Origin of the sequence: uncultured Shewanella sp., from assembly GCF_947501225.1 — a bacterium.
Classification (GTDB): Bacteria; Pseudomonadota; Gammaproteobacteria; order Enterobacterales; family Shewanellaceae; genus Shewanella.
Map to the genome: position 1 here is coordinate 42850 of NZ_CANMUW010000024.1, position 15158 is coordinate 58007.

General features: G+C 48.5%; 16 protein-coding genes and 1 pseudogene. 9 read left to right on the forward strand and 8 right to left on the reverse strand.

What is annotated here, in order from left to right; all coding sequences use genetic code 11:
* Positions 1-35: 35 nt before the first annotated feature.
* The gene (locus Q1B47_RS20700; RefSeq protein WP_299798296.1) at positions 36-500 is read left to right on the forward strand and encodes a DUF3299 domain-containing protein; all 465 of its coding nucleotides are present in this window, start codon (positions 36-38) and stop codon (positions 498-500) included.
* 43 nt (positions 501-543) lie between these two features.
* The gene (locus Q1B47_RS20705; RefSeq protein WP_299798299.1) at positions 544-1674 is read left to right on the forward strand and encodes a hypothetical protein; all 1131 of its coding nucleotides are present in this window, start codon (positions 544-546) and stop codon (positions 1672-1674) included.
* A gap of 176 nt (positions 1675-1850) precedes the next feature.
* On the opposite strand, the gene Q1B47_RS20710 is transcribed toward Q1B47_RS20705, so the two are convergent.
* A complete protein-coding gene (locus Q1B47_RS20710; RefSeq protein WP_299798302.1) occupies positions 1851-2642 on the reverse strand; it encodes a TetR/AcrR family transcriptional regulator in 792 nt (263 codons plus the stop codon).
* A 341-nt stretch (positions 2643-2983) separates the two neighbouring features.
* Between Q1B47_RS20710 and Q1B47_RS20715 the strand changes: the two genes are divergently transcribed.
* The 6 genes from Q1B47_RS20715 to Q1B47_RS20740 all read left to right on the forward strand — a co-directional run bounded on the left by Q1B47_RS20715 (position 2984) and on the right by Q1B47_RS20740 (position 9321).
* Complete coding sequence (locus tag Q1B47_RS20715; RefSeq protein WP_299798305.1) at positions 2984-4501, forward strand: flavocytochrome c; 1518 nt, start codon at positions 2984-2986, stop codon at positions 4499-4501.
* A gap of 5 nt (positions 4502-4506) precedes the next feature.
* Positions 4507-4875: a cytochrome c3 family protein gene (locus Q1B47_RS20720; RefSeq protein WP_299798308.1), complete on the forward strand. Its 369-nt coding sequence runs from the start codon at positions 4507-4509 to the stop codon at positions 4873-4875.
* Positions 4876-4924: 49 nt separating this feature from the next.
* Complete coding sequence (locus tag Q1B47_RS20725; RefSeq protein WP_299798310.1) at positions 4925-6058, forward strand: hypothetical protein; 1134 nt, start codon at positions 4925-4927, stop codon at positions 6056-6058.
* 211 nt (positions 6059-6269) lie between these two features.
* On the forward strand, positions 6270-7343 hold the full coding sequence (locus tag Q1B47_RS20730) for a hypothetical protein (RefSeq protein WP_299798313.1): 1074 nt from the start codon (positions 6270-6272) through the stop codon (positions 7341-7343).
* A 205-nt stretch (positions 7344-7548) separates the two neighbouring features.
* Positions 7549-8292 (forward strand): cupin domain-containing protein, encoded by a 744-nt coding sequence (locus Q1B47_RS20735; protein WP_299798316.1) that lies wholly within the window; start codon positions 7549-7551, stop codon positions 8290-8292.
* A 402-nt stretch (positions 8293-8694) separates the two neighbouring features.
* The gene (locus tag Q1B47_RS20740; RefSeq protein ID WP_299798320.1) at positions 8695-9321 is read left to right on the forward strand and encodes an outer membrane beta-barrel protein; all 627 of its coding nucleotides are present in this window, start codon (positions 8695-8697) and stop codon (positions 9319-9321) included.
* Positions 9322-9370: 49 nt separating this feature from the next.
* Here the strand turns inward: Q1B47_RS20740 and Q1B47_RS20745 are convergent, their stop codons facing one another.
* The gene (locus Q1B47_RS20745) at positions 9371-10879 is read right to left on the reverse strand and encodes a Na+/H+ antiporter NhaC family protein (protein ID WP_299798323.1); all 1509 of its coding nucleotides are present in this window, start codon (positions 10877-10879) and stop codon (positions 9371-9373) included.
* Positions 10880-11046: 167 nt separating this feature from the next.
* Here Q1B47_RS20745 and Q1B47_RS20750 point away from each other — a divergent pair, with 167 nt between their 5' ends.
* Entirely contained in the window at positions 11047-11250 is a 204-nt protein-coding gene (locus tag Q1B47_RS20750; RefSeq protein WP_299798325.1) for a cell division protein ZapB, read from the forward strand.
* Between the two features lie 26 nt (positions 11251-11276).
* Here Q1B47_RS20750 and Q1B47_RS20755 read toward each other — a convergent pair whose 3' ends face one another.
* The 6 genes and pseudogenes from Q1B47_RS20755 to Q1B47_RS20780 all read right to left on the reverse strand — a co-directional run.
* Positions 11277-11489 (reverse strand): DUF1107 domain-containing protein, encoded by a 213-nt coding sequence (locus Q1B47_RS20755; protein WP_012144525.1) that lies wholly within the window; start codon positions 11487-11489, stop codon positions 11277-11279.
* Positions 11490-12181: 692 nt separating this feature from the next.
* Positions 12182-12793 carry a thiol:disulfide interchange protein DsbA/DsbL gene (locus Q1B47_RS20760; protein ID WP_299798334.1) on the reverse strand — a complete coding sequence of 204 codons (612 nt, stop codon included), beginning with the start codon at positions 12791-12793 and terminating at the stop codon, positions 12182-12184.
* Positions 12794-12917: 124 nt separating this feature from the next.
* Positions 12918-13922 (reverse strand): serine/threonine protein kinase, encoded by a 1005-nt coding sequence (locus Q1B47_RS20765; RefSeq protein WP_299798337.1) that lies wholly within the window; start codon positions 13920-13922, stop codon positions 12918-12920.
* Positions 13919-14212, reverse strand: a complete 294-nt coding sequence (locus tag Q1B47_RS20770; RefSeq protein WP_299798340.1) for a DUF3630 family protein — start codon at positions 14210-14212, stop codon at positions 13919-13921. Before Q1B47_RS20770 ends, Q1B47_RS20765 begins: the two co-directional genes overlap by 4 nt.
* A gap of 23 nt (positions 14213-14235) precedes the next feature.
* Positions 14236-14535 (reverse strand): hypothetical protein, encoded by a 300-nt coding sequence (locus tag Q1B47_RS20775; RefSeq protein ID WP_299798343.1) that lies wholly within the window; start codon positions 14533-14535, stop codon positions 14236-14238.
* 128 nt (positions 14536-14663) lie between these two features.
* Positions 14664-15158, reverse strand: a pseudogene (locus Q1B47_RS20780) (hypothetical protein); the annotation flags it as partial.

Consider the following 15158-nt stretch of genomic DNA (forward strand, 5'->3'; position numbering starts at 1 on the left):
ATTGAGGCCAGATTATCCTGGCCTCATTAAATAATATGAAAAAACTTATCCTGGCTCTTAGTTTACTCTTTAGTCCCGCGCTCATAGCCGAAGAGGCGATATCGATCCTTTGGAACAATTTAGCTCCCGGACCTGCGGATCTCCCCGTGACAGAAAACGTCAATCTTGAACTGGATGGTAAGAAAGTGATTATCCCCGGTTTTGTGGTTCCGCTAGATGGGAAAAATAGTGGCTATACCAAAAACTTTCTACTAACACCACAACAGGGCGCCTGCTTTCACAAGCCGCCTTCACCACCTAACCAGTTGATCCATGTCTCTTTCGATGTGCCGATCGCCATCCCCGATCTGCAACAGCCTATGTATATCGCCGGGACCCTGAACGTTAAAAGTGCACAGGCAGGATTTGCAAAAACCGGATACCACATAAAAGGCGTCGAGGCTATCGCGTACCCGGTGAAGATCAACACAGCCGATACGGCTGACGATCACCAACACTGAAGCAATATAAAACCAATTAAAAACTAATTAAAAACCGAAGGTAATGATGATGAAAAAGACACACTTTGCGTTTTCTGCGCTTGTGACTGCGATGACCATAGCGGGGTTATCGGCACCTGTAGCGGCAGAAGATGGTATCGATGTCGGTGGCGCAGTACGCGTTAACTATGGCTACAAAGATTACAGCGAAGCCTCCAAGGACAAGGGCGGCGATCTGACATTCGATATGGCCGCCATCAAGTTCAACGGTAAGAAGGGCGACTGGGGACTCTCTGCCGAGTACCGCTTCACCTCAAGCACCGACTATATCAAATATGGCTACGGCTATTACGACATCAATCCCGACTGGCAGCTGCAGTTTGGTATCAACAAGGTGCCATTCGGTAACCCCGGCTTCATCTCTAACAGCTTCTGGTTTGGCATCCCCTACTACCTGGGTTTCGAGGATGACCATGATATTGGTATCAAGGCTGTGTATGAGAGCAATGGCTGGCACACCGACCTGGCCTTCTACAAAAACCCGGAATATGGCGCGAGCGAAAATAAACGCTACGCCACCGATCTCTATACCGGCACCATCAACGGCACCGAGTACAACAACGAAGAGACCAATCAGCTAAACCTGCGTCAGACATATAAATTTGACCATGCAGGCGGCTCCACCACAGTCGGCGGCTCGGTGCAGTTTGGCCAGATATACAACAGCAAGACCGGCAACACCGGCGACCGCTACGCTGCAGCGCTTCACCTGGACAGCAGCTACAACGGCTGGAACCTGCAACTGCAGGCGCTGCAGTATGAGTACGATGCCGCCGACGCCGTCGATCCCAATAAGATTGGTGTCTCCGTGGTCAGCTGGCAATATGAGATAGCCTCTAAGGGACAGTCATACAGCGCTAACATAGCCAAGACTGTCAACACAGATTGGGGGAGCCTCAAGTTCTACAATGACTTCGGTATCATGACTCCGGATGTGGACGACAGCAGCTATGATGACAGTCTGCAAAATGTTACCGGTGTCGCGATTGCGGCGGGAGCCACCTACACTATGGTCGATTTCATCATGGGTAAGAACATGACCTTCTCTACCGCAAACAACGACCATGTCGGCCTGCCTGAAGTGGGCGATGACTGGGACAAGCGCGTTAACATCAACTTCGGCTATTACTTCTAAGGGAGATAGGTGATACCGATTTGTATATAAAGGAGCCCGGCGCCGTTCCCTGCCGGGCAAACTTTCAGTTTAATTTCAGGACCACAGAGCGTCTGCTCCATCACATCACGTCACACCATATCGACAACTTAGGTCCGGCCTTCGACTCAAATCGAAGGCTTTTTTTCTAATGCTACTTAACCTGCTAACTGTTCTAACCGAGTACAATGGCTCTCATCACTCTCTTGAGAGCAGGCCAATGCGCTGCATGCCGCACATGTCATATGATCGCGGTAGTGCTTATCGAAAAACTGCACCGTCTGCTCCTCGAGTAAATCAAACAACGCCTGATTAAGTGGCTTTTCCCATCGGTACTGCCCCATCAGCTTTGCAAGGTGGCGGTAACAGGTCTCGCGTCGATTAGAGAGGTACTCGGGCGCGATCAACTCGCTCTCAAATTGAGTCAATGAACCTGTCAGATAAAAGGTGATCCCCTGAACCAGCTCCTTAATCTGCAACGGCGTAGCATCCAATTCGCCATTTTCCACGGCTTCATTAAGAGAGGCGGTAAACCACTCCCAAAACGCATTGATCCGCTTCTTGAAGCGCTCCACCTTCTCATCGCTGGCCAACTGCCACACCATGGTATTTACCGATACAGATCTCAGGGTAAAAAAACTCTTGCTGCGCTTGATGGTTTCGAAGGTAAACAGGATTGGCAGTAGTACTTTCTCCTGGGCCGTCAACTCAGGGTGCTTATCGATGAAGATAGGAAGATGGTTAGAGGTCGCACTCCTGAGAAACAGGCAGACTAAGACATCCTCTTTTCGTTCGAAGAACTTATAGAGGGTACCGGTAGAACACCCCACCTCTTTAGCCAACTGCGAAAACTTAAATGACACTATACCTTGTGACTCGATCAGCTGCTCGGCAGCATCGAGTATCTGGTTACAACGTATCATGGGCAGTGCTTCAGTAGGACATTTCATCAGTAAGACCTTATTTACCTAATTGAGCCGATTATGCGCCGTTAACAAACAGGGATTACAGGCGTCCTTTCACTAATCGGGACTAACTTCACGCAAAAATAACTTTATTGGCGGGCTTTGTGAGTTACCTCATATAAACATTCCGGTAAAATTTAATAACACTCTATAGAACTTCTCCAACATTTTTACGGGCCGTAAAAAATGGAATCTCTCAGGAGTAAATTTATTCGGGACATGACTCACGAATAAATTTGTCACTGAAAAAATCCCGTGATTTAGTTCACCTTTACACCCCAGCCATACCTTTATCTTGGTGTCATTCCGAAGTTGAGGGTACAAAAATGCAAGACAGAAGAGGTTTTTTAAAACTGGGTGCCGGTGCGGCACTGGGCGGACTGGCATCGACTATGCCTGGTACTGTCATGGCCAGTGAGTGTGGAGAAATTAAGTGGGATGAATCTGCCGATGTGATCGTAGTCGGTTCAGGTTTTGCGGGCCTTTCTGCGGCACTGAATGTTAAACGCAGCGGTGTCGGCTCTGTACTGGTTCTGGAAAAGATGCAGGTCATCGGTGGTAACTCGGCCATCAATGGTGGCTGGCTGGCGATACCAAAAAACCCAACCCAATTAGCTCAAGGCGTGAATGATGACTCACCGGAAGAGCTGGTTAAGGATCAGATCATCTCGGGCCGTGGTATGCAGAACGAAGCCGCACTTCGCCAGATTGCCAATCGCGCTCTTGATGCTTACGAGTTATGCATAGAAACCGGTGTTAAATTCCGCAAGGACTTTAACATTCAGGTCGGCGGTCATAACAAGGCTCGCGCCATAAGAACCCAACACGGCACTGGCGGCGACATCACCACTAAGCTTTACGAAGCAGGCCTTAAAGAGGGTGTCGATTACCGCCTGCAACACTATATCGAAGATTTCGTCATGGACGGTCAAAAGATCATCGGCCTTAAGGTGCGTAAAAACTACCGCTTCCCGGATCTAAAGACAGGCAGCACAGTTTTCATTAAAGCCAACAAAGGCGTGGTCTTAGCTAACGGTGGCTTTGCTCGCAACATGAAGCTTCGTGAAGTTGTTGACCCTTCTCTGGATCCAACGCTTGATTGTACTAACGCTCTGGGCGCTACGGGTGAAGTAACACTTACCGCCATGGCGCACGGTGCTCTTCCGGTACATATGAATCTGATCCAAACCGGCCATTGGGGCTCACCCGATGAAGGTGGTTTCGGTTGGTCAAACGCTCTGCTCTCAATCGGTTGGCATCAAGGTGTGGCGATGAGTGTCCTGAACGGTAAACGCTTCATGAATGAACGTGCCGACCGTAAGACATGCTCGGAAGCCATCATGAAAAATCGCAACGCCGACGGCAGCCCCGCCTATCCGGTGGTGTTCTTCAACTATGACAACTACGCCAAAGACGACCGTGTTGTACGTGCACTACGTGACAAGATGGCTTGGAAAGTCGACTCATTAGATGAGATTGCGGCAAAATTTGATATCCCGGCGTCGGAGCTAAAACGTAGCGTTGTTGAATACAACAAGCACGTAAAGGCGCGTAAAGACCCTCTGTTTAATCGCAAAATGGACACGGCTGAAGAGTTAACAGGCCCATTTGTTGTATCACGCATCTGGCCAAAAGTGCATTACTGCATGGGTGGTCTGAAAACCGATTTAGGTGCGCGCGTACTTGACGGCCGCTCTATGGAACCTATCAAGAATCTATACGCTATCGGTGAGGTAACAGGGGGGGTCCACGGTGAAGCCCGCTTGAGCTCTACCTCCTGTCTGGAATGTTTGACGATGGGCATCGTCGTATCTGAAACCATCAAATCTGACGTGCAGGCTTAATCACTATGAACAAATTAATGTTAACACTTCTTATAGGCCTGACCCTCTCCGGCAACGCATTTGCCGGCGATCTGGTGAAGATGAAAGGCAAGACTGAAGGCCGAACCAATCACGAGTTTATCTATGAAGATGGCTGCCAAAGCTGCCACCAAGGTTCGGGAAGGAAAAATGCGACAGATAGCGCCTGCGTCGAGTGTCACGGCGAGATCAACAGCATAGAGATTGACGAGAGCAAATTGGCAATCGAAGAAGCCAACCCGCACAGGTCATTCCACTACAACCAGGGCGCCAGTTGCTTAGCTTGTCACGGCGAACACGAGAAAAAAGCACCGGTATGCGCCGAGTGTCACCGCACCTGGTTCGAAGTGATGTAACGAGTTCGAAAATTAAATATAAAACAGTAACAATACTAAATGGGTAATGATGATGAAAAAATCCACCAAGTTTATGTTGTCGATGGTGGCAACGGCGATAGCACTGACAGGTTTTAACGCCAGCGCTGAAGATCAGGAAGACGGTATCAATGTCGGCGGTGCCGTTCGCGTTAACTACGGCTATAAAGATTACAGCGAGGCATCGAAAGACAAGGGTGGCGATCTGACTTTCGATATGGCTGCCATCAAGTTTAACGGTAAGAAGGGCGACTGGGGATTAGCGGCTGAATATCGCTTCACCTCCAGCACCGACTACATCAAATACGGCTACGGTATCTACAATATCGATCCTGAATGGCAGCTACAGTTTGGTATCAACAAGGTGCCGTTTGGTAACCGTGACTTTATCTCTAACAGCTGGTGGTTTGGTATTCCTTACTACTTAGGTTTCGAAGACGACCATGATGTCGGTGTTAAGGCTGTTTATAACAGCGGCGGTTGGCACACAGACTTAGCCTTCTATAAGAATGCCGAATATGGTCCAACGGAGAACAAGCGTTACGCGACCGATCTATACACAGGAACTATCAATGGTACCGAGTATAACAACGAAGAGACCAACCAGGTTAACCTCCGCCAGACCTATACGGCAGAACATGCTGGTGGCTCAACCACCTTCGGTGGCTCTGTAGAATATGGTCAGATCTACAACAGCAAAACAGGTAATACCGGCGATCGCTATGCAGCAGCACTTCATTTAGACAGCAACTACAATGGCTGGAATCTGCAACTGCAGGCGATGCAGTATGAGTATGATGCGGCAGATGCCGTCGATTCGAACAAGATTGGTGTTTCGGTAGTAAGTTGGCAATATGAGATCGCCTCTAAGGGTCAAGCCTATAGCGCCAATATCGCTAAGACCTTCAAAACAGACTGGGGTAGCGTGAAGTGCTATAACGACTTCGGTCTTATGACACCCGACGTCGATGACAGCAGCTACGACAACAGCATGCAGAACGTTACCGGCTGTGCCGTCTCAGCAGGTCCTACTTACACCATGATCGACTTCGTCATGGGCAAGAACATGACCTTCTCAACCGCTAACAATGACCATGTAGGTCTGCCGGAAGTGGGCGATGACTGGGACAAGCGCGTCAACATCAACTTCGGTTACTACTTCTAGCAAGCAAAGCCTAAGTAATCGCAGGTTCAGGGTTGCTCCCGCATCTGAACCTGCTCTTAGCGCAAACATAGTAGCTCAACCTTCTGATTTTAATACGGATCATGTTTTATATTAGTCCATGACTTTTACTTACTGATTTCCCCGTAGATTATTGAATCAAGCCCTATTTTATAGGGCTTTTTTTTAGACCAATCCTTTCATGTAGAAGATTATGAACATAAAAACAACGCTATCACTCTCCCTGCTGCTGACCTACCTTACCACGCCATCAGCTTTGGCAACCGAATATGAAATGGGTGGTTTTCTCAAGGCCAATGCCCGCTACGTCGACGGCACCATAGCATTTCAACCCAGCTGGAACGGAGACGGTACGATTCAAGAGGAGGCAAAACGCACCCAATTTGGCGCCCAGGAGAGTCGATTTAATATCAAGCTGACCGAGGGTGATGTCATAGGTTTTGCCGAGATAGACTTTGTCGGCTCCTCCCAGGGTAATCCGGTAATATCCAACTCATATAGCCCCAGGCTCAGGCATGCAATGATCCAGTACCGGGAGTTTACAGCCGGACAAACCTGGTCAACTTTAGTCAACACTACTACCTTCGCCGAAACCGCAGATCTTGGCGGCCCTTTAGTGGGACAGGCAATGGTAAGACAGGCGCTACTGAGATATCAAACAGCGCATTGGCAGATTGCCCTGGAAAACCCATACACCTATGGCACGCAACCCAGCGACACTCAGGAACAAAAAAGCTGGATAGATACCGATAATGACTATATTCCCGATGCCATCGTCCGCTATGACAGGCAAGGTGCTTGGGGCAACCTGTCGCTGTCGGGTTTAGTCCGGTATCTGGATCCCGGCGATACCGCGCAACTGGGTGTGGGCGCCTCTTTCGCGACTAAGATAAACACATTTGGCAGGGATGATCTCAGGCTCCAGCTGCACTACGGCAATCTTGGGCGATATGTGGGTACCGATGCGGCCAGAGATATCATCCGGGGCGAGATAGAGACCACAAGCTCAGCAATGTTTGCCTATCGGCATTTCTGGGGGGAGACTACCCGTTCCAGCATCTTCTATGGCCACACTCGCACCGAGGTGGAGCAGACAGAGCGCGCTCACTTTGGCGTCAACCTGTTCACCAACTTAACGCCGGCATTAAATGTAGGGGTAGAGGTGGGCCGATACCGAATCGACGACAAAGGAGACTCATGGCCTGATATGCCTGAACAAACCGGGCAATCAAACTATGCTCAGTTCACCCTGCAGTTCCATATATAACCCGTGCGGGGCGTGACTCCGTCGGGGGTGAAGCTGTTTTCAGGTAAGAATATTCGCGAGCTCCGTCACGAATAAGTTTGCTGCCAAAAAGAGCACGTGATCCAATTCACCTTTACGGCACCATTATCACTTTATTGTTAGTTCAAGCCCAAAAGAACAAGCACAATATCGCAGCTTTCGGGCATCAAGCCATAACAGGATATGAATGATGAAACTAAAAATGATGTTCGGCCTTGCCGCACTAGCTTCAACCACAGCATTAGCCGCGGGTCCACAGTGTAACCACTCACAGCTACCATTCCAGCAGATGACGCCGGTTCCATACGACAGCACGCCATACTCACCGCAAGATACTATGCCTGAGCAGTGTCGCGACCCACAGGTCGAAGCCTATATTGCCGACTGGGAAGCGGGCAAGATCGATTTCAACAGCATCAAGTCCAACGATAGCATCGCACCCGATCAGCGCTTCTGCAAGACCATGGACGACGACGGTAACATCATGGAAGCCAAGAACTGTGAGCTGGCAAATGCACCGGTTGGATATCTGTGGAAAGAGCTTTCAGACAGCCCGGTTGTGATCGGTATTACCAACGGTGGCAAGTCAGATCACGCACCACACTTCCACGGACAACCTGAGTGTTACTATGTGGTCAACGGTGAAGGTAAGACGCTTGCCGACAACAAGTTCCAAACCTTAGGCACAGGTCAATACTTCTACATCCCAGGCGCGACTATCCACAACACACCAATCATGAGCGATAAAGGATTAGGTGTAATGTACTGGTATCCAAACAATGCACATTTTGATGGCTTCAAATACTACTGGCGTAAAGATGTGAAGAACCTTCGCGTGGCAGAAGAAGCGTTCGATCGTGTGGATGCGATCCGTAAGCGCGATCTAAACTTAGGTCCATATGGTACTAACGAAGCATTCTTCAAGAAGTAAATAGTCAGACGACTGGCGGCCGAGGATCTTCGGCCGCAATACCTTCACCTTACGCGAACGCCACCAGACACTCTCACCATCCACTCTAACTTTTCGAGTTCTCTGTAGAGTCCATTTCGACGCATAACAAATTGGCCATGTTCTGCGGGCCGGGTTACTCCCGTGGTTCAAATGAAGCCAACTAACAAGAGTTGAATAAATACTCTACCCAGGTAAGACAAATTAGAAGCAAACCAATAACGCATTAAAAACAAACAAGTATTTTTTGCGACCTGGATAATAAAATTCAAAATTTGGCTGTACTTCATACGGTATTACCATTCAGTCATCGTTCAGCTAGTGTCACTTAATATGCCCTCAACGAAACGAAATAACGATTAATTCAGAGAGCGAGAACATATTATGAAAAGCAGATCTTTGGTTTTGGCAGCAGTCGCTGCAACAGCAATTTCAGCTCCTACCTTCGCAGCAGATTGGTTTATCGGTGGTACCGTCGGTGCACAGCAAAACAAATATGAAGGTTCAGTTAATGTAATCGATCCAATCGATCCTGGCTTCTCTGTTCCAATGACTGGCTCAGAGAAAGAGAACAATGCCGTATACGAACTGCGTAGCGGTGTTTACTTAAACGACCAGAACCGCGTTTATGCGACCTACTCTTATAACTCAGATGATTTCTCTAAGCAGCAGAGTCTGTTGATGTCATACGATTACCTGGTTGGTTTAGGCGACAGCAATAAGCTTAACTGGTTTATCGGTGCAACGGCTGGTGTTAACCATGTAAGCCCGGATACAAGTGTAGTAAGTTCGAGCAACAACTTCGTTTGGGGGGGGCAGACAGGTCTGATGTATCAGATCAATGACAAGCTGAGCACCGAAATTGGTTACCGTTACCTGAAGCAGGATTACGATGTATCACACTTTGAGAGTGCGATCTCACCAGCTGCAGCAACAGGTCCTGGCATTCAGTCTAATCTATCACTCAACGACAGCCAGCAACTATACTTAGGCGTTGACTACCGCTTCTAATCCAGTCACCTAAAAGAGCCCCGCAAGGGGCTTTTTGTTATGAGTCAAATCATCTAACTTCTGTTCCCCCCTCTTCAAGCAGCTCGCCGCTCCGGGCAAATTTTCCATTCAATAGAGTCAGTAGCAGGAAAAGCGCCACGGCAGTCACTGTAACGATAAGCCAAACGGCAAAGCCAGAAATGGTAAGGTTCGTCAGTTGATAACCCAGCAAAGACGCCAGGGCAGCGATAACAGCGAAGGGAAGTTGGGTGATGACATGGGAGTGAGGCGAACAACCGCTGCTGGTTGCACTCAACACACTGGTATCAGAGATGGGCGAGCAGTGATCGCCGAACACAGCTCCCGCCATTACGGCACTCAGCGCCGGAATAAGCATAGTCACATCGACAGCAACGGCTATCTCTCCGCCGATAGGCAGCATTATCGCAAATGTTCCCCAACTCGAGCCGGTTGTGAATGCCATCACCGCGCATAACAGGAAGGTACCGGCAAGGAGAAAGTGCGCAGAGAGGAGTTGTCCGGCCCACCCGGCCAACAGCTTAGCAACCCCCAGATCTTTGATGACGGCACCGATCATCCAGGTAAATATCAAAATGCCGATGGCAAAACTTATCCCCTTAATACCCGACAATATATCTCTTATCAGCTGACTAAAAGGACGACCGCCAAGCTTAAGTAGTACAACACTGGTTAGGGTTGCCAGTATGCAGGCGTTTCGCATCGATCCGCCGATATCCGCATGGGTTAACCACTCGGTGATATTCCAACTTCCGGAGGACACGGCCCCGGACCACAGGGTGAAGCCGATAGAGGAAAGGAGTAAGCTTGCCATAGGGAGACCTAATAGCCAGGCATTACCAAGGTGAACCGGCTCGGGAGAACTCTCTTTATGCTTTTCCCCCTTGAAGCCACGGCCAGACCAGGCCACCAGCAGAGAGAGCCCTATAACCGTAATCGCATAGAAGTTGAGCTGTGCCATCTCAAGAAATGCCTGCAGCGGAGAGACCGGGAGCAAGGCTATCCCGGCCAGTATCGCCATCACGTAAGGCCCCCAGCTCGAGAAAGGCAGGAGCGAACACAGAGGCGAGGCATTGGAGTCGACCAGATAGGCTATCTGCTCTTTAGGCATGGCGTAACGTTGACTCAATGGCTGACACACATGACCCACTGCGATACAGCTGAAGATCCCGTCGATGAAGACCACCCAACCTAAGAAAACGACCCCCAACCTCGCCTGTCTGCCGTTTCGAATTCTATGATATAACCAATCGGCAAATGCATTGACGGCGCCGCCTCGTGCCAGCAGCTGAGTCATCGCCCCGAGCAGTACCATCGCAGTCAATACATTCAGGTGCCAGATCTGCCAACTTCCACCTGAGTAAACTTGCCGGCCGGCTGTCACAGCTAAATATTCAAGTGTCGCCAAGGGGTTGTAGGAGGCGAGCATAAAAGCACCGGAGACAATACCGACACCTAAAGCTAAAACTGTTTTTCTCAGTGTCAAAGCCAAAATGAGAGTCAGGGCCAGAGGCAGGAGTACGGCAACGTTCGCTGTCATTGAGATGTACCACAAAGAAATTGGGAGGAGAATATGAGTGACATCATAACACGTACAAAAAAGACACTATTGTCATTAAATTTTGGACATTCAGCATAATTAACTATTCACTACAGTATCTGCACTGATAGAATCACAATACCATCCAGAAACTATTAGGACTCCCCATGAGCCTTGAACTACTGTCCAAACTGGAGACAAAAATCCAGGCAGCACTCGAAACTATTGAGCTACTAAAAATGGAGCTTGAAGAAGAGAAGCAGAAAACTAACAGCCTGACAGAGCAAAACCAACAGTTGAGCCAAGATCTTAATTCTTGGAATGAAAAAGTCACCGGACTTGTTGGCTTGCTCAATGAAGAAGTGAACTAAAAAACAGATATAGCTTCGGCGAAGATCTAAGCTATCTTCGCTTCGCTACTTTGAGCCTCGATAAGCTCATTTAGCTCCAGAATTGCCAGCTTCACATTCGGTTGGGTTCGCCTCGGTAACAAAAACCTCCCCTTCTCAAACTCTAATCGACCCAGGTCTTTAACCCAGATCACCCCAGATAGAAAGATTCGCGCGTGTTTTACGATAAGCTTTGGTGCATAGACAGGAAAAACTCTCACATAGCCTCCGACCGCTTTATTATTAATACTTGGATCATACTCTGTCTTTGACAGGTGTTTTAGTCTGAGAGTTTCATTAAAACTTAATTTTTTTTTCGCCTCTGTAAACCAAGCCTTACTACAGCAAAAAATTTCATTGTCTATCAGACTAATAGCTAATGGACCTCATAAAATTGTCACTTGCCAATAAATTGACTCCCTGTTAAATTAGAATAGTTACTCAGGGTAAAACTGAGCCTGATGGCTCGATGACCGTATTTCTTGCGACCAGGAAATACGGTTTTTTTTATGGTTTCTCAAGAGCAAAAGAATCAAGCCAACGGCTGTAAAGTTGTAAGACAAGGATTGCCTGAAACATTCAAACCTTACGGCTCTGAAACATTCGCGGCTAAAGCCGCTCCTACAGGGCAAACAAGAAGCCCGGACACAACGTCGATTGTTAATCGTCCATGACAATCGACATAAATGTTCCTGACACAAATACCAAAGCTTTCCTTGACCTACACGGATGTAGGGAATGCCGTAGTGCTGTCCGGAACAGACATCGGCCCCTGGTTAATCTGCATAAGTGTTCCAGACACAAATACCAAAGCTTTCCGTCCATGGGCTTTGGCATAAGTGTTCCAGACACAAAAAAGGAGCCATCAGGCTCCTTTAATGTTAGACGCTTATAAAGCTAGTTTATCAATAGCTTACTTCATCGAAGTCAGGTAGTAAGCGATATCCAACAGCTCATCGTAAGACTTGATGGCACCGGTCTCTACACGGTACTTACCATTAACGACTAAGGCCGGTACACCGGAGATCTTGGCATTCTCAGTAGCACGTTTCATCTGTGACATCTGAGCACTCACCATAAATGAGTTTGCCGCAGCATCGAAGTCTTTACCGTCTACGCCATTGGCGATAAACAGCTTACGAATGTCGTCACGATTGGTGAAATGCTGCTTCTTGTCATGTATTGCAGAGAAGAGTGCATGTTCAATTTTTGCATCGACTTTAAGTTGGTGAGCAACGGCGAAGGCACGTGACATCTCTATGCCCATCTCCTTACCGATAAACTCCACATGGTGCTGCTTAAACACGACACCTTCAGGCTTATTCGCCTTGATCTTTGGCACTTCAGTCTTAGCAAAATTAAAACAGTGTGGGCAGTAGAACGAGAAAAACTCCGCAATCTCAGGCTTGGCGGTTGCCGGTCCCTGATTAATTACCGTGTAGTGAACACCCTCTTTGTAATCGGCTGCAATGGCCGCTATCGGTGCTATCAACATAGCAACGGCAATAAGTAATGCTTTTTTCATGCTTTTATCCTTTTAACTCTAAGCAGGTTCTGTAAATTCTCTGCAGACTAACATAATCTACATTTTGAGAGTATCTCAAGCTTAAAGTTCAATTTTCTGTTACAAAATGAGTTGTTGATTGCGATCAATAACCGGGGGTCAGACTCAACGCAGGCTCATCGAGTACGGCAAGCTGCTCTTTAAATGAGAGGATCTGTTGCTCCCAATACTTCTCCTCCGCATACCAGGGGAAGTTCATCGGGAAGGCGGGATCCTCCCACCTGCGACTCAGCCAGGCATTATAGTGCAGCATTCTCATCGCCCTCAGGGGCTCGATAAGCGTTAATTCACGGGTATCAAAGTCACAAAACTCTTCATAGGCTTCAAGCAAAATATCCAGCTGCAACAGACGCTGTGAGCGTTCACCGGTCAACATCATCCACAGGTCCTGAATGGCCGGTCCCGTGCGGGCATCATCGAGATCGACAAACCCAGGACCGTCGGGAGTCCATAAGATATTGCTGGGATGAAGATCGCCATGAAGGCGGATCTGTTTATGGGGCTGCTTAAACCAGATCTCTTTGGATTTTTCTAATACCTGTTCGACTATGGTGAAATAGGGAGTGACCAGCGATTGGGGCACATGGCCGGACTCTTTAAGCCAGAGCAGGGACTCATCGCCAAGCATCTGAGGGTTCACCACAACCCTATGCTCGAATTTTGCCTGCTGTGAAAATTGATGAATTCTGCCGATGAAACGTCCGGTCGCCTCCAACTGCTCAAGGTTATCCACCTCAAACGAGCGGCCACCTATCGATGGAAACAGGGCAAACCTGAATCCCTGATAATGGTGCAGTGAACGGCCATCGATAATGACCGGTGTCGCGATGGGGATCTCCTCATCGAACAATGCCTGCGAGAAATCATGCTCCTCCTGGATCTGCTCATCGCTCCAGCGCTCCGGGCGGTAGAACTTAACCACATAGCGGACACCATTATCACACCGGAACTGGTAAACACGGTTTTCGTAACTGTTGAGCGCCATTAAGCCTGTTTCCGGGTATATGCCCAGGCTCTCTATCGCATCTAAGATCAGATCGGGCGTCAGTGTCCGGAAGTGAAAACCGGAGCCCTGATGAGTTTGGCTCATAGATGAGGCTCCAGCAGGCCGGCTAAATATTGCAGCACTTCAAATTCATTATCACTTTCCACCGATAACCAGCAGATATCCCCATAGAACTCATAGTTGAGCTGCATATGGGTACCTTCAAACTCCAGCAACCACTGATGTCTGTCGGCTCCCCACTGTTTGTCTAGCACGCGGGAGTCTGTTGCCTTAGCCAGCGACTCGGCAAACCGTTCAAATTGCTCAAAATCAATATCGGCCTGAATAGACAGGCTCCTGCACTCCCGATTGAGCTGTAATGAATCTAACTTCATTAAATATGGTCTCTCTTCTTGTATCATGGCTGCAGTGAATCCAGCATGCTATCGCAGGTTAACTCCCCGTCATCGGTGGCGACACACAGGTGTCCGCATTGGAAACTGCCAACTCCGGAATCACTCAACCGAATAAGCCCTCTTCCCTTGGCAATACATTGCTCGGATGTTGCATAGTAGCCCGAAATACTTTTGCTCAAGGTTACCGAATCGGGGATCTCTTTCGAGTCGGCATAATAAAACAGTGTCCACTGCGGATCTTGGGTACATGCAGTTAAACTTGAAAGTGACAGAAAAAATATAACCAAACGACGCAACCCCATAACCTCTCCAATCCATTCACGAATTCAACCCAATAAAAAAGGCGAAACTTAGTTCGCCTTATTTTACACCGCTTACTAATATAGCTAAACCACTTAATGACGCAGAGTTCGCTGGCTTAATCAGCCGCTTATTTTGCCGCCTTAGCCTTAGCTTTTTCGATTCGCGTTATACGACCTTCAAATCCAGTCACTGTACCATCGAGCAGGCCATATTCGATCGCCTTCTGGCAAACTTCTATTGCACCGTCAAACTGTCCACTATCGTTGAGAAGTGTCGACAGATGCATGAATCCGACTCCCTTCTCAGATGCAGGAGAGTCGAGCTGAGCAAACAACGGCAGGTAATCTCCGGTCAATCCGGCTCCATACTCACAATATTCCGGTTGCTTTCGTTGCTTATAACATTCAGCAATAGCCCCCAATAGTGCTTGATGCTTAACGGCCTTCCCCGTAGCACTACGATAGTCAGACAGCGCCTTCGCTAGCTTAGCGTTAGCCCAAGACTCATCATGTACAGCAACAGGCGCTTCCTCGATAACCGGCTCTGGCTCTGGCTCTGGCTCTGGCTCTGGCTCTGGCTCTGGCTCTGGCTCTGGCTCTGGCTCTGGCTCTGGCTCTGGCTC